General features: G+C 63.7%; 15 protein-coding genes and 1 tRNA gene. 4 read left to right on the top strand and 12 right to left on the bottom strand.

Features of this window, described 5'->3' with window-relative positions; all coding sequences use genetic code 11:
* The first annotated feature begins 208 nt into the window (after positions 1–208).
* Complete coding sequence (locus tag FHS50_RS05500) at positions 209–3652, top strand: outer membrane beta-barrel protein (RefSeq protein ID WP_183933347.1); 3444 nt, start codon at positions 209–211, stop codon at positions 3650–3652.
* Positions 3653–3739: 87 nt separating this feature from the next.
* Here the strand turns inward: FHS50_RS05500 and FHS50_RS05495 are convergent, their stop codons facing one another.
* From FHS50_RS05495 to FHS50_RS05440, 12 genes are all read right to left on the bottom strand, one after another.
* Positions 3740–4285 carry a VanZ family protein gene (locus tag FHS50_RS05495; RefSeq protein WP_183933346.1) on the bottom strand — a complete coding sequence of 182 codons (546 nt, stop codon included), beginning with the start codon at positions 4283–4285 and terminating at the stop codon, positions 3740–3742.
* A gap of 105 nt (positions 4286–4390) precedes the next feature.
* Positions 4391–5293 (bottom strand): hypothetical protein, encoded by a 903-nt coding sequence (locus FHS50_RS05490; RefSeq protein WP_183933345.1) that lies wholly within the window; start codon positions 5291–5293, stop codon positions 4391–4393.
* A gap of 49 nt (positions 5294–5342) precedes the next feature.
* A complete protein-coding gene (locus tag FHS50_RS05485; RefSeq protein WP_183933344.1) occupies positions 5343–7058 on the bottom strand; it encodes an ABC transporter transmembrane domain-containing protein in 1716 nt (571 codons plus the stop codon).
* Complete coding sequence (locus FHS50_RS05480; protein WP_183933343.1) at positions 7055–8326, bottom strand: AAA family ATPase; 1272 nt, start codon at positions 8324–8326, stop codon at positions 7055–7057. The genes FHS50_RS05485 and FHS50_RS05480 overlap by 4 nt, the downstream gene beginning before the upstream one ends.
* Positions 8327–8624: 298 nt before the next feature.
* A tRNA-Arg gene (locus FHS50_RS05475) sits at positions 8625–8701 on the bottom strand.
* 59 nt (positions 8702–8760) lie between these two features.
* Positions 8761–9390 carry an NrsF family protein gene (locus FHS50_RS05470; RefSeq protein WP_183933342.1) on the bottom strand — a complete coding sequence of 210 codons (630 nt, stop codon included), beginning with the start codon at positions 9388–9390 and terminating at the stop codon, positions 8761–8763.
* A gap of 1 nt (position 9391) precedes the next feature.
* Positions 9392–9916, bottom strand: a complete 525-nt coding sequence (locus FHS50_RS05465) for a sigma-70 family RNA polymerase sigma factor (protein ID WP_183933341.1) — start codon at positions 9914–9916, stop codon at positions 9392–9394.
* Positions 9913–10362: a DoxX family protein gene (locus tag FHS50_RS05460; protein ID WP_183933340.1), complete on the bottom strand. Its 450-nt coding sequence runs from the start codon at positions 10360–10362 to the stop codon at positions 9913–9915. Before FHS50_RS05460 ends, FHS50_RS05465 begins: the two co-directional genes overlap by 4 nt.
* On the bottom strand, positions 10362–11027 hold the full coding sequence (locus tag FHS50_RS05455; RefSeq protein WP_221184830.1) for an HvfC/BufC family peptide modification chaperone: 666 nt from the start codon (positions 11025–11027) through the stop codon (positions 10362–10364). The genes FHS50_RS05460 and FHS50_RS05455 overlap by 1 nt, the downstream gene beginning before the upstream one ends.
* Before the next feature lie 13 nt (positions 11028–11040).
* Positions 11041–11895 carry an MNIO family bufferin maturase gene (gene bufB, locus FHS50_RS05450; RefSeq protein WP_183933911.1) on the bottom strand — a complete coding sequence of 285 codons (855 nt, stop codon included), beginning with the start codon at positions 11893–11895 and terminating at the stop codon, positions 11041–11043.
* Between the two features lie 34 nt (positions 11896–11929).
* Positions 11930–12226: a BufA1 family periplasmic bufferin-type metallophore gene (locus FHS50_RS05445; RefSeq protein WP_183933338.1), complete on the bottom strand. Its 297-nt coding sequence runs from the start codon at positions 12224–12226 to the stop codon at positions 11930–11932.
* A 46-nt stretch (positions 12227–12272) separates the two neighbouring features.
* Positions 12273–12506, bottom strand: a complete 234-nt coding sequence (locus FHS50_RS05440) for a BufA1 family periplasmic bufferin-type metallophore (protein ID WP_221184896.1) — start codon at positions 12504–12506, stop codon at positions 12273–12275.
* Between the two features lie 292 nt (positions 12507–12798).
* Between FHS50_RS05440 and phaR the strand changes: the two genes are divergently transcribed.
* From phaR to glmU, 3 genes are all read left to right on the top strand, one after another.
* Entirely contained in the window at positions 12799–13308 is a 510-nt protein-coding gene (phaR, locus tag FHS50_RS05435) for a polyhydroxyalkanoate synthesis repressor PhaR (RefSeq protein WP_183933336.1), read from the top strand.
* Positions 13309–13408: 100 nt separating this feature from the next.
* Positions 13409–13927 carry a hypothetical protein gene (locus FHS50_RS05430; protein WP_183933335.1) on the top strand — a complete coding sequence of 173 codons (519 nt, stop codon included), beginning with the start codon at positions 13409–13411 and terminating at the stop codon, positions 13925–13927.
* Positions 13928–13966: 39 nt separating this feature from the next.
* A complete protein-coding gene (gene glmU / locus FHS50_RS05425) occupies positions 13967–15322 on the top strand; it encodes a bifunctional UDP-N-acetylglucosamine diphosphorylase/glucosamine-1-phosphate N-acetyltransferase GlmU (protein WP_246332958.1) in 1356 nt (451 codons plus the stop codon).
* Positions 15323–15324 lie beyond the last annotated feature (2 nt).

Genomic DNA, 15324 nt, shown 5'->3' with positions numbered 1-15324 from the left:
ATTATCCGTGCATCTTGCGGGACGTGCGGTTGACTCCTTTGTCCATAAGGGCAAAGGGCAATGATGTGTGGGGGTCACACTAAAACCCAGTTTGGCATGATGAAGCGGCGACGTTTCACACGCATGTCATAAAATCTGCCTAGCGGGCGCGGCGACGCGAACGAAACGGGCGCGGATATCGATTTTTCTATGCGGGGAATTTTCAACCATGAAGAAGTTTAGCTTCCTGTTGGCGGCAAGTGCGCTTTCCGCCGGTTCGATGATCGTGGCGGCGCCTGCCGCCGCGCAGCAGACCACCTCGGGCATCCAGGGTGACGTTCGCGCCGAAGACGGCAGCGTCATTTCGGGCGCCACCGTGGTCGTCACCGACACGCGCACCGGCGCCTCCAGCACGCTGAGGACCGAAGGCCAGGGCCGCTTCGCTGCCTCGAACCTTCCGACGGGCGGGCCTTACACGGTCACCGTCACCGCCGACGGCTACCAGGGCCAGACGGTCAACGACCTCTTCATCAATCTTTCGGGTGCGACCTCGCTCTCCTTCGAACTGACCGCCGTTTCGGGCGACGTCAGCTCGGAAGCCATCATCATCACCGGCGCCCGCGCCAGTGAAACCGTGCTCGCCATCGGGCCGGGCCAGTCGATCGGCACCGAGACGCTCGAAGCGCTCCCGACCATCACCCGCGACATTCGCGACTTCATCCGCATCGATCCGCGCGTCAGCCTCGACCGCGCCAACGAAGTCGATCGCATCAGCTGCCTCGGCGGCAACGACCGTTCGAACGTCTTCACCGTCGACGGCATCGCCCAGGCCGACGTGTTCGGCCTCAATGGCACCCCCTTTGCATCGCGTAACTCGCTTCCGCTGCCCTTCGACGCGGTGAAGGAAACCGCGATCGAATTCGCGCCCTTCGACGTGGAATATGGCAACTTCACGGGCTGCGCCATCAACGTGGTGACCAAGTCGGGCACCAATGAGTTCCACGGCTCGGCCTTCTTCACCTTCCGCAACGAAGACCTGCGCGGCGACACCGCCGGCGGCGAAAGCTTCATTCCCGCCGAATTCGAGGAAAAGCGCTGGGGCGCCACTCTCGGCGGCCCGATCATCAAGGATCGCCTCTTCTTCTTCCTCGGTTATGAAGAAGCCGACACCGGCGACAGCGTCAACGAAGGTCCGGTTGGCGCGGGCTTCCCGAACGAACTCAACTTCGTCACCGAAGCCCAGTTCAACGAGTTCAGCCAGATCGTCCGCGACGTCTATGGCCGCGAAACCGGCGGTATCGTTCGTTCGACCCCGGAAATGAACGAGCGCTATTTCGCTCGCGTCGATGCCTACATCACCGACGATCACCGCCTCGAAGGCACCTACCAGAAGCTTGAAGAGCTTAACGTCGAAGCGGATTATGGCGGCAACGCCTACACCGGCTACAACAGCTTCGAAGCCGAAGGCACCAACAGCGACTATTATTCGCTCCGCTTCTTCTCCGACTGGACCGACAATTTCTCGACCGAACTGCGCTGGTCGCGCGCCGAGGTCGGTGACGTCCAGGGCCCTGTCGGCGGCGGCGAAGCCCAGTCCGACAATCCCAAGCCGCGCCTTGCCGTCGCGGTCGCGACGCCCGAATGCGGCACTTCCGACGCGCCGACGCCCGACGCACCGGGCTGTGAAATCGGCTATCTGACGGACGGCCCGGGCATCTTCCGCTCGGCCAACCAGCTCGACACCGTCGTCGAACAGTGGAAGGCCGCGGCGAACCTGCGTGCCGGCAATCACTTCTTCACCATCGGTGCCGAACGCAACAAGCTCGACGTGTTCAACCTCTTCGCGATCAACGCGACGGGCACGCTCTACTTCCGCGACTTCGATGCACTTCGCGAAGGCCTGTTGAACACCGGCCGCGACTTCTTCCCGGATGCCGAGGAAACCTTTGTCGGCTCGGGCTACGGCGCGGACATCAATGCCACCCCGACCGGTGACATCAATGAGGCCGCCGCCGAATGGAGCCGCACCATCTGGTCGGGCTACATCCAAGACGACTGGGCGATCAACGACCAGCTCAACCTGCTGTTCGGCACCCGCGTCGATTTCTATTCGGGCAGCCGTCCGAAGGAAAATCCCAACTTTGTCGAGCGCTATGGCTTCTCGAACGCCACCAGCTTCGATGACATCGACGCCGTCTGGCTGCCGCGTGCCGCCTTCACCTACAATTTCGACAATGACGGCACCTTCTATTCGACTCAGCTCAAGGGCGGCGTCGGCATCTTCTCGGGCGGTGATCCGACCGTGTGGTTCTCGAACGCCTTCTCGAACAACGGCTTCTCGACCGGTCTCGGCACCGAACGTTTCGCCGATTGCTCGGGCGAACCGATGGTCGATGGCCGCATCGACGTGGTCACCAACGGCCAGTTCACCGGCTTCCCCGACTGTATCCGTGCCAATGGTTCGGATTCCGCGGCTCGCGGCCTCGCCGATACCCAGTCGACCGATCCGAACATCAAGATCCCGACGGTTCTTCGCATGAACCTCGGTCTCTCGACTCGCTTCGGTGACGGTTCGGGCGGCTTCTTCGACGATTGGTCGGTCAACCTCGACTATATCTATAGCCGCTTCCGGAACCCCTACAACTTCGTCGATCTCTCGCAGGTCATCGATCCCGATGAAGGCCTCGGCGGCTTCACCGTCGACGGTCGTCCGATCTATCGTCCGATCGACCCGACCCAGTCGGGCTGTAATGCGCAGCTCGTTTCGGCGGGCACCCCGCCTGTCTGGACGGGTGTCACCGACGACTGCTTCGGGACGCGTCGCGACGACGAGATCATGCTGACCAACGCCGATGGCTATGACAGCCACACCGCCTCGGTCATCCTGCGCAAGCGGTTCAACGGCGGCGTCTTCACCGACGGCGGCCGCGTGTTCCTCAACCTCGGCTATGCCTATACCGACGCCGACGAACGCCGCACCAACGACAATTCGACCGCGACCTCGGGCTATGACCGTACCGCCGCGTTCGATCGCCAGGACCCGGCCATCCGGACCTCGACCTACCAGAACACCCACAACTTCACTGCTGCGGTGAACTTCAAGGAAGAGTTCTTCGACGACTTCGAAACCAGCTTCGGCATGGTCTTCCGTGGTCGTTCGGGCCGTCCGTACAGCCTGACCTTCGATGGTGGCGGCGTGTTCAACGACAGCTCGTCGGGCAGCGATAATGCCCTGCTCTACGTGCCCTTCGGCATCAACGATCCAAACCTGTCGCCCAACAGCGATCCCAACGCGGTCGCCCAGCTGGTTGACTATGTCGCCAATTCGGGCTGCGACTTCGAGTTCGGCAAGTCGATCGAAGGCAATAGCTGCCGCAACGACTGGTTCTTCGACCTCGATCTGCGCTTGAGCCAGGAAATCCCGGGCCCGGCGCGCCTGTTCGGCGTCAATGACCGTGTCGAACTGTTCATCGACTTCGACAATTTCCTCAACTTCCTCGACGGTAGCTGGAATGCCCTGCGCACCCGCGACCGCCTCGTTGACGTCGTGGATGTCGAGATCGACGACCAGGGTCGTTATGAAATCACCGGCTTCAATCCGGATGATGACAATGACGTCCTCGAAAGCGCCTCGGTCTGGCGCGCCCAGGTCGGCATCAAATACGAGTTCTAATCCTCGCTTGATCCGATGGAAAAAGCCCCCGTCCGGCACTCGCCGGGCGGGGGTTTTTCATGTGTCACAGGTAAGAAAGGGTAGGGGTCAGCCCGATCCCCGCGCGGCGAAGCGATGCACCCCCGCCGAAATCGCGAGGCCGAGCAGCGCCGCCACCGCATCGACAATGATATCGCGCAGGTCGAAGCTGCGATGCGGCATTATCCATTGAAAGGTTTCATCGACGATCCCCACCGCCAGCACTGCGGCGAAGACCAGAGGTTCGGGGGTCGCGACCGTCAGGCCCCGCGCCGCCCGCTCGCGCAGCGCCTCGCGCATCAACAGGGCAACCCCCGCATATTCGATGAGATGCGACCGCTCGGCAGGCGTGACGATCCGCAACAGGCTCATCCCGATCACCAGCAATAGCGCCAGTGCGAGCGCCACGCCCAATGCCCGCCGCTTCCGGCCTACGCCGAAAAGGAAGAGGAGCGAGGCGAAAATGGCAGGCGCCAGCACGATGAGATGCTTTTCACGCGCCGGAACCTGGGCAAGCGCGCCAGCGAAAAAGGTGGTCGAGAAAATGACCGCGATCAGCCCCAGCGCGCCCCACCAGAGGCGTTTCTCGATGATCGCGGGGTCATGCACTCCCATGTCCCGTTCCTAACGGGCAAGAAGCGTTCGGCCAAATATATGAAAGGCCGACACCCTTGAGGAGTGCCGGCCTTCGCTTGTGCCGTTGATGCGAAATCCGCTCGACTAGAGGTCGGTGCGGAACCGCTTGGAGACGCCGATTCCCACGCGCTTGATCGTCTCGTCGAACTCATTGTCGTTCGACCGGCGCCAGATCACGTCGCCCCGCGCTTCGAATTCCCAGTCGTTGCCCGCGTCATAAGTGAGGGTGAGCGCGGGATTGACGCTGCTGTCGTGCCGCACTTCGCCGATGTCGGTCAGCCGCTCGGGATAGCGCCACATGCGATAGCGAAGCGCCCCGCCGATCTCGAGGTCGCGGCTCAGCGGGATCTCGATCCCCGTCCCGAAGGTCCAGCGGCGATAGTCGCGCCGGTCGACCTCGGCATCATTTTCGTCATAGCGGATATAGGTCACGAGGTCGCTGCCGTCGTAGAAACGATAGCGATAATCGGTCGCCGCTTCGAAACCTTCGCCATGGGTGTCGTCATTGTCATATTCGCGCCAGCGATAGCCGCCCCGCAGCCGTACGCGATGCGGCCCCTGGCTCCAGCGCACGCCCGAACGGATGCGCGACTGGGAGGCATTGCTCGATTCCAGCGTGGTGAGATCGAAATCGTGTCGCACTTGCACGTCGACGCGCACGCGCCGCGACAGGTAGTTGGAATAGGTCAGCCACACCCCGGTGTAGTGATCGTCTTCTTCTTCATCGTCATAATAGGTGATGTAGCGGCTGCCCGCGCCCACCCGGAAACGATGCTCGTCGCGGCGGATGTCGAATTCGGCATCGCCGCCGATCGACACGCCCGAACGGTCCTGGTTCTCGAAACCGTCCGAGGTGCGTCCGTCGGCGGCCACCAGCAGCGCTTCTACGTCGACGGTCAGCCGCTCATATTCGCGCGCCTGGGCGGGGCTTGCGAGCGCGCCCATGCCGGCAAAGGCAATGATGGTCAGGCCAATTTTGCTGTTCACGTTTCTTCTCCACCCTAATTCCATGTCGGAGGCCGCTTTCGGCAGGCGATCAATGCGGCCAGCCAAGTCCGCTCCGGTTTCCGCGCGGAATGGTGGGAAGTCGTGCGCGTTGGTCATATTCGTTACTGCTTTCAATTCGGACGAGACGTCCCGCATCGAAGGTCCAGACCGTATCGGCGGTCCGGAAATCCTGGGGATCGTCGCTGATGGTGAAAATGGTTGCGGAATAATTGGCGATGAAGCGGCGCACCTTGGCACTCTGCACATCATCGAGCGCGCTGCAGGGCCGGTCGAGCAGCAGGATGGGGGGATTGCCCGCCAGACCGCGGACAATGCGCACCAGCTGGCGGATGTCGGCAGGCAGGTTCGCGCCGCCTTCGGTCAGCCAATGGTCGAGGCCGTCGGGCAGCCGCGAGATATAGCTGTCGAGGCCCACGCCTTCGATCAGATAGTTCAGTTCCTCGTCCGACAGGCTGCGCCGCCGGTAGCTGAGGTTGCGGCGCAAGGTGCCGCGCATCAGGTGCAGGTCGGGACTGATATAGCCGATCTTCTTCCACACCGTGTCGACCCGGCAGTCGGCGAGATCCTGCTTGCCCACCATCACCTGGCCCTCGTCGAGAACCGCCATCTTGGTGACCGCGTCGAGAACCGCCTGCCGCGCTCCGCCATCGGGTCCGACCAGCGCGGCATGCTGCCCCGCAGGAAGCGATGCGGTGAAATCGGTCAGCGTATCGCCGATGGTCACGCCCTCGAAGGCAATGGTCGCACGGTTGTGGACCAGCTTGTCCTCCCCGTCGCCGGTCAGCAGCCGCGAACGGCTGTTGAGGAAATCCTCGAGTTTGCTGCGCGAAATCTCGGCACGCCGCCAATAATCGTGGCTGAGCGAGAGATTGGTGACGAAACCCTGCATCAACCGCGCCGCAATCAGCGCCGCGACGATGGTACCAAGGTCGGTCATGCCCTGCTGAAGCAGGTAGAAGCCCACGAATAGCGCGCCCACCAGCGCGCCCCAGCTCATCAGCGCCGAGATGCCGCGCAGGCTCCCGCGCCACCAGGCTTCCTGCATCAGCGCCTTGGTCAGCCCGTAATTCTGACGACGCAGCCGCGCATCCTCGCCGCCCATGCGGCCAAAGAGCTGCACCGTCGCCAGCGCATGGACCTGCTCGTCGATATTGCTGGTCAGCGTCGACCGGCGCCGCCGCACCCGCGCGGTCAGTTTCTGCAACCGCCGCCCGGCAAGAAGCGAGAAAACCGCGCCGGTAACGAGGAAAAGGCTGATCACCCCGGCGATCGCCAGGCTGAAATTGGCAATCACGCCAAGGCTCACGATCAGCGAAAGACCCGCGATGATCCCGCGCCCGATCCCCCGGCTCAGCCAGGTGCGAAGCATGGTAAGATCGCCCGTCAGCCTGAGGATGAGGCTGCCGCGCGAACGGTGGCGGATCTGGTCGGGCATCATCGCCGCCATGTGACGATAAAGGCGCACGCGCAGCCGCTGGACAATGAGGAAACCGATCTCCTCGGGCACCGTGAATTCGAGCATGCGAAGTCCCGCATGGAGGATCGCCGTGACCGCCAGCAGCCCGCCGATCTCGACGGGCGTGAGCGGCCAGTTCGAACCGCCGTCAAGCGCCAGCACGAACTCGCGTAGAAGAACGAGCAGCGCAGCGATCGAAGCCGCGTAGGCAATGCCCACCGCCGCGAAGGCGAGGATATCGCTCGGCCGGAACAGCTTGCGATATTGAAGGAGGTGCCGTTCGCTCATGTGTTGGCGACCAGCGGAATGACCTCCGCCCCTTCATTTTCATCGTCGAGGTCGGCCCCAAACGGCTCGCCGCAATCGCCAAGGCAAAGCTGCCCGGTGCATCCGCAAACGCTCGATTGTTCGTCGGTCACCGGCGGCAGCGACAGGATCGCGCCGATGCAATTGGGATCGCTCAGCTGTTCCTTGCGATAGACCGGCACCGGCACCAGCGCCTCGGCCTCGCGGATGAGCAGCTCCGAAGCAGTCAGCTTGCCCGACAGGCCGATGACACGATAACCGAACATCTCGGCACGCCCGATGCCAAGCCCGCCGCCCATCGCATCGCCCGCGGCGAAGAAGATCTCGTCGATGAGCGACTTGAAGGTCTCGGTCCCGAGCAGCTTCAGATTCTGTTCCTGGTAAAGCCCGTCCGCGACCTCGAGCAGGATGACGTCGAGATTCTGCTGCGACAGGTGCGTCACCAGTTCGATGGTGATCGCCTCGATATCGGCGATCGGAAGCTTGTAGGTCGCCGAATATCCCGCATCGGTGAAATCGACCGTGCAGGTCGCGCCGCTATCGACCATCTGCCAATAGTCGCCGCCCGAACCCGTTCCGGTCACCTTGGCCACACCGACGCGATAGCCCGCGCGCGTCAGACCCTGCACCATCGCGAGGTTGGTGGTGGTCTTGCCGCTGTTCATCGAGGTGCCGAGCACGCAGATGGTCTTGGGCCGCGTATTGTCGTCGAAGGCATGGTCGAGCCGCACGCGGAAATCGTGCAAATTGAGCGGCTTGCCATCGGCATTGGCGATAAGGCCCAGCGGAAGGATTTCGGTCGCGGGCTTGATCGAGCTGTTCTTGCTCAGCATGTCGCCGGCCACGCCGCCCACCGCGACGAGATGCGTCGGGCCGAGGTCGCCCGGCACTTCGGCTTCGAACTGGTCGGTGGCATAGCGGTCGCCATATGCAACGATGATGAGGTCGCCCGGCGTCAGATTGGCCTTGCGCCCATTGGTCAGCTCGATGCGCCGCTGGTAACGGATGCGCTCCACTCGCGCGAGAACGAGGTCGCCCGTGCGCGGCCGGATCGGGCCGGACAGCAGGGTTTCCATCGCTTCGATGGGCACGCGGCGGGTGGTGAAGGCACGCTTGGCCCGCGCCAGGTCGCAACGGGTGAGGGGGGCGACGGTCCGCTTGCGGGCGCCATTCCATTTTTTCGCTTTTTTCGGACGTTCGGTTTCACCGGTCCTGTGCGACTGGAATTTGTCGCCACCAAATTCGTTCATGGCCAAAGCCCCGAGCTAGCGACCATTGCCTTTTGAGGGGTCTGGCCAAGTCTTGAAAATCAATGTCGAAATATGCCGTTAAGACAGTTTTGTCTAACCTGCAATTAACGGATGTCTAATAACGGGACAGCGGAGACGAACTCCGATTGTCCAGCAAAATCAATTGTTTAAGATAAATTACTAAATCAGGTCAACTCGGCTTCGGCGGCCGGATCGGTTGGACGTTACGGAAATTGCGAACGCGCAAGGGTCCGTTGCGATCCACGACGCGAGTCCAAAATGTCGATTTTTGCAAAAATGGCGCACCCGACAGGATTCGAACCTGTGGCCTCTGCCTTCGGAGGGCAGCGCTCTATCCAGCTGAGCTACGGGTGCATCCCGAGGATGGTTTTGCGCCTACAGCGGCCCTCGCTTCGACGCAAGACCTCCCGTGCCTACCAGCGGATCCACCGCGCCAGCCCATAGCGGCCTGCAAGCGCCATCGCCGCAACGATCGCGACATGGCCGAGCGTCAAATGCGCCAACCCGTCATAATTGCACTCGAGCGTGACCGCGAATGCCCCCACCGATCCGGCGCTCAAGCCCGCGAACAGACCCGCGCGCTCGGGCAGCACCGGGGCCCCACGCCGCAACCGCAATCCCAGCACGGCAAAGGTGACGATGCTCGCGCCCAGCCCGAAAGACAGGCAGCGAAGCGCGGCCCCGGTCGAGGTCGGCGCATGGTTGCCAAGCAGATATTCGATGAGGCTGATCGCGGGCAGGAGGCCGATCGCGCCGACCATCCACAGCGCGCCGCCCTGGCTTCCGCCCACCGCCGGCTGGGCAAGGCGGGTCGCCGCCCATCCCGAGGCAAGCGCGCCGAGGCCGAACAGTCCCGCTGACAGGAGAACCAGCGGCGAGGGCCGGCCCGCGGCGATGTCGAGCCGCAGTCCCGACAGCCACAGGATGACGATCACGCTTCCCAGCGCCGCCACGCCCGCCGCGAGACGGCCCTGCGCCATGGTCATCGGCGAGGTGGCGTCATGCTCCTCGACCAGCCGGTCGATCAGATGTTCGGACTTCATCTCATTCACTCTCCACAAGCGCGGCCAACCTCTTGAGACCGCGATGAATATTGACCTTGACCAGCGATTCCGACTGGCCCGTGATCCGCGCTGCTTCGCGGATCGACCGGCCCTCGATGCGGGTCAGGGTGATGGCCTGCGCCTGGCCTTCGGGAATATGGATGAGCAGCCGGTCGAGGCTCAGCCGCGCCAGCACCGGCTCCTCGTCGCTCGGGACGCTCGGCACCGCATCCACATCCTCGTCGGGAAGCCGCTCGAGCTTGCGCAACTGGTCGATCCAGCGATAGCGCGCGATCGCCGCAAGCCAGGGATAGAAGGGCCGCCGCGCGTCATAGCTTGCCCGTTTGACGTGCAGCCCGATCAATGTCTCCTGTACGAGATCGTCGATCATGTGCGCAGCGATGCGCCGCGCAAAGAAGCGCCGGAGCCAATGCGTCGCGCCCGACAGGGCGGCGCGATAGGCCTGCTTGTCGCCGCGCTGGCTCATCGCCATCAGGCGGCGCATATCCTCTTCGGCAAGGATCATTGCGCCCATCTCCGAGCAATGAGATGGTCGAGCGAAAGCCGCCCTGGCCCGAGGGCAAGGATCACCAGCCCCATCGCGATCCAGCCCATGTGCGGCACCCACCAGGCATCGGGATAGACGAAGATCTGGATCACCATCGTCATCGCGACAAGGCCCGCGGCGGCAATCCGGCTGGCCAACCCGACCAGCAGCAGGAGGGGCAGGAGATGTTCGGCGGCGGTGGCCATATAGGCGGCCCATTCGGGAGGCAGCGGAACCCCCGAATATTCCTCCTCGAACAGGAAGAAGGTCGTGTCGCTCAGCGTGAAAAGGCTGCCTTCCTCGACCTTGGTGCGCCCCGACTGCCAGAAGATCGCGCCCAGCGCGATGCGAGTGAACAGCAGCAGGAAATCGCGCACCCATGGCTGTTCGGCAAAAGCGACCCAGCGTTGATGGAGCGCGCGCATCACACCCCCTCCACCAGCGGCCGCAAGGCACCCGTTTGCACCAGCAGGGTCACCGCCGGCGCATCCAACTCGAACAGTTCGCCCATCACGCATCCGTTGCGGGCCGCGCGCACCGCCCGGGCCACCGCGTCGCTCACTTGCGCCACGCGCTGCTCGCTCGCGGGGCGGGTGACGAGCAGCCATGGCTCGCCCGTGGCGGGCATGCCCTCCCACGCGAAAACCTCGGGCCTGCGAAGCGCGACCAGACGCGCCGCGGGATGCAGCGCAACGCGCGCCGCCACCAATTGCTCGGGGCTTTGACCGGCGATCGACTGCATCTCGATGGCTGGAGCTTCGGCTGCGCCATAAGCCTCGAGCATCGCCCATTCGGCATCGGCAAGGTCGGCAATCGCCGGATCGTCGATCCGCTCGGCAAAGTCCGCGCCAATGAGGCGCAACGGCCGCGCGCGCGGCGCGTCGTTACGCAGATAGCGTTCCGCCAGCGCATGAAAGGCCTCGCCGCCCATCGCTTGGCGGGTCAGCGGGAAACTGTCCTCCAATGCCTTGTAACGGGCATGGCTGATGGTGTTGGCATGGGCGCGCAGCGCCCGCAGCGCGGCTGCCCTCGGCGCGGCGAACAGGCCGTCGCGATAGGCGGCGGGTCCCTTGGCGATCAACTCGGACATGGCGTGCTGCTGCTCATGCGGCATGGGCAAGGCTCCGTTCGCAAATGGCGTCGGCCCGCGCGGCCTCGGCGGCCAGTTCCGCAAAGGCGGGCAGGGCATTGTCGCGCTCGACCAGCACCGGGCGCGGCCCGATCCGCGCGAGCAGCCGTTCGAGCAGTGCCCAGCATTCCTCGCTCACCGGCGATCCATGATCGTCGATCGCCAATCGCTCCTTTCCATGCTCCTCGATGGCATGGCCCGCGACATGCACTTCGCCGACCGCCGCTCCGTCGATCGCGTCGAGGTAAGCCACGGCATCGATGCCCAGGTTGATCGACTGGACGATCACGTTGTTGACGTCGAGGATCAGCCCGCATCCCGTCCGGCGCACCAACTCGGAAAGGAACTGCTCCTCGGAATATTCATCCCCCGCGAAAGCGATCATCCGCGAGGGATTCTCGACCAGCATCGCCCGGCCAAGCCGCTCCTGCACGATCGCGACCTGCGCCGCGAAATGATCGAGACTCGCCCTGGTCATCGGCAAGGGGAGGAGGTCGGGAAAATGCTCGCCCGACAGGCTCGACCAGCTCAGATGGTCGGATACCAACGCGGGTTCGTAGCGCTCGCAGAGCGCGGCGAGCCGGTCGAGTTCGGCAAGATCCACACCGTCGGGATCGCCCAGCGACAGGCCCACCGAATGGAAGCTGACGGGGACCGCTTCGCGCACTGCTTCGAGCCAGCGATGCATCGGTCCTCCCGCCATCATGTAATTCTGTGGGTGGACTTCCACCCACCGAGGTCCGGCGCCGCGCGCCGCCGCATCGAGAAATTGGGCGAAATGCGCGGACTTCAGGCCAATTCCTCCACTCGGTGGTGGGGGCGGGTGCACGGCGCCGGTCACGGGCTTGTTTCCCTTGGGGCCTTTAGGCCTTGGGGACCGGCTTCTTGTTGCCGGCCTTGGGCTTCAACGAACCGCCCATGTCCTCGCAGGTGCCGGCCTTCACATATTTCCAGGCATCGCCCTGGTAATCGACCTTCGAGGTGCCGGCACAGCTGGTGCCGGGTCCGGCGGCGCAGTCATTCTTGCCGGCCTTGGCCACGCCATAGCATTTTTCCTTGGCGGCCTTGTCGCCATGATGATCGGCAGCGGCCGGAGCGGCCCCGACACTGGCAAGCGCGACGAGCGCCGAAGCGGCGGAAATGGCAGCAATCTGTTTCATCTTGTTCTTTCCTTTTTTGGGATGGTGGGTGCCAGGACGATAAGGATCAGGCCGGCAGGCCCGGGTCATTATTGTCCTGTTCGGTCAGCGTTCCGCCTGCCTCCGTGCAGGCCTGTTCGCCACCCTTGACCAGTTTCCAGGCATTGCCCTGGTAATCGACCGTCGAGGTTCCCGCGCAGCTGGTGCCCGGTCCGGCGGCACAATCGTTCTCGCCCGCCTTGGCAATGCCATAGCATTTGACTTCGTCTCCGGATGCCTCGGTCATCTCGGCATCGGCCATGTCGTTGGCAGGTGCGGGATTGGCCGTTTCACCGGCCTCCGGCGCGTCGGCTTCGCACGCGGCAAGAAGCGCCGACGCGGCGGCAATGGCTGTGATGGATTTCATCGATGGTCTCCCCAAGAGCCCGCGGGGCCGCAGGATCGCGCCTCGCCATGAGGCTATTCGCCGCGCCCGGTGCCGAGGTTACACCCGATCCCTCCCCGCCGCCATCGCAATCGTGATCGTCCGGCTTATGTTGCACTGCCGTTGTTGCGCCTGCTAGATGCAGCATGGTTGCAGCAAGGAGTGCGTCATGCCCGGTCCCAAGGTCGTCATCAAGAAATATGCAAACCGGCGTCTCTATGACACCGAGAGCTCGGCCTATATCACGCTCGACACGCTCGCGAAGATGATCCGCGAAGGCCGCGATGTCGAGGTGATCGACGCCAAGTCGGGCGAGGATATCACGCACCAGGTCATGACCCAGATCATCGTCGATGAAGAGGCCGCGGGCGCCAATCTCCTGCCGGTCAACTTCCTCAAGGAACTCATCGGCCTTTACGGTGGCTCGATGCAGGGCGCGGTCCCCAATTATCTCGAAGCCGCGATGGACGCCTTCAAGAAGCAGCAGGCGGCGATGATGGGCGGCGCTTTTGATCCCTCGATGTTCGCCGACATGGCGAAGCGCAACATGGAGATGTTCGGCTCGGCCTTCTCGGCGGGCAGCGCGGGCGGCCGAACCGACGACAGGGACGACAGCGACGAAGTCGCCAAGCTCAAGGCCGAACTCGCGGCTCTCAAGGCCAAGGTCGACAAGCTCTAAGCCTTAAAATCGCGCTTTTTCTTGACCGCGCGCGGCGGAAGGTCTCTTCTGTTCCGCAACGCTCCGGCACGGTGCGGGGCGAGTTGCAGGAGCGACGGGCATGGCGAAAAAAACCGAGGACAAGTTCGACAAGTTCACCAAGGTGGCGATGAGCCCCGAAGTCATCGCGGCGGGCCTCACCGCCGCGGCCGCGGCCATCGCCGCAAGTCCCAAGGCACGCAAGAAAATCCACGACGCCAGCGTCGAAGCTGCCGAAAGCGCGGGCAAGGCCGCGACCGCCGCCGCGACCAGCACCGCAAAGCTGGGCGCGATCATCGCCGAAGCGGTCGCCGACGCCGCCCAGCGCGTCCTCTCGGGCCAATGGCTCGACGAGGAAGACGCGGGCAAGAAGAAACCCGCCGCGAAAAAGACGACCGCGAAGAAGAAAACAACCACCAGGAAATCGACGGCGACGAAGAAGACCACCGCCAAGAAAGCGGCACCCAAAAAGACTGCGGCCAAGTCAAAGACGGCGACGAGCGCCAAGCCCGCTCCCCGTCGCAAACCCGCCGCCAAGGGCAGCGCCACGCGCGGGCGCCGCTCGACCACCGCGAAAAAGAGCCCACCGAAGAAAAGCTGACGCTGGCATCTGGCCCGCCGCCGTGTCATGGGGCGGGCCATGAATGATTCCTCCTCGATTGCTGCGATCATCCTTGCTGCCGGCATCGGCAGCCGGATGAAGTCGCGCACCCACAAGGTGCTCCACCCGATCGCGGGCAAACCGATGATCGATCATCTCCTCGACAGCGTCGATGCCCTCGCACCCGCAAAAAGCGTCGTGGTCGTTGGCAAGTGGCGCGAACAGATCGAGCAGGCACTCACCGGCCGCCCGGTCGATTTCGCGGTGCAGGAAGAACAATTGGGCACCGGCCATGCCGTGCAGCAGGCCGCGCCAGGTCTCGCCGACCATGACGGCCCCGTGCTTCTTCTCTTCGGCGATGTCCCGATGGTCTCGCCCGCCACCATGCGCCGCATGGTCGAGCGGCTCGAGCAGGATGACGACCCGGGCATCGTCGTGCTCGCTTTCGAACCCGAAGACACCAAGGCCTATGGCCGCGTCATCCTCGGCGAAGGCGACCGCGTCGCCCGCATGGTCGAACATAAGGACGCCAACGAACAGGAACGGGCGTGCCGCCTGTGCAATTCGGGCATGATGGCGGTCCAGTGCCGCGATCTCTTCCAATGGCTGGGCAAGGTCGGAAACGACAACGCCGCGGGCGAATATTATCTCCCCGACATCGTCATGATCGCCAAGGAAGAAGGCCGCTCGCCGGTCGCGATCACCGCGGGCGAAGCCGAAGTCACCGGCATCAACAGCCGCGCCGAACTCGCCGCCGCCGAAGCGCAATATCAGGAGCTCGCCCGCGCCGACGCAATGGCTGCGGGCGTCACACTGCGCGCTCCCGAAACCGTCTTCTTCAGCCATGACACCGAACTTGGCCCCGACGTCGTCGTCGAACCCCATGTCGTCTTTGGCCCGGGCGTGAAGGTGGGCGAGGGTGCCCGTATCCGCGCTTTCTCGCACCTCGAAGGCGCCATCGTGGGCAAGGATTGCGAAGTCGGCCCCTATGCCCGCCTCCGCCCCGGAGCAGTGATGGAACAAGGCGCCAAGGTCGGCAATTTCGTCGAGATGAAGAAATCGACGCTGGGGGCGGGCGCCAAGGCCAACCATCTGACCTATCTGGGCGACGCGACCATCGGGGCAGGGGCCAATGTCGGCGCCGGCACGATCACCTGCAATTATGACGGCTTCAACAAGAGTACGACGCATATCGGGGAAGGCGCCTTCATCGGCTCCAACACCTCGCTCGTCGCTCCGGTCACGATCGGCAAGGGCGCGATCGTCGGTGCAGGCAGCGTCATCACCAGCGACGTTTCCGTCGACGCGATCGCCGTCGCGCGCGGGGACCAGAAGGAATTACCGGGCAAGGCCGCCAGTTTTCGCGACCGTGCCCGCGCAAGAAAAGGGAAATAATC

The sequence above is a fragment of the Sphingomicrobium lutaoense genome (genome assembly GCF_014195685.1).
Classification (GTDB): Bacteria; Pseudomonadota; Alphaproteobacteria; order Sphingomonadales; family Sphingomonadaceae; genus Sphingomicrobium; species Sphingomicrobium lutaoense.
Note: the sequence above shows the minus strand (reverse complement) of the source record. Positions and strands in the feature narration are given on the sequence as shown.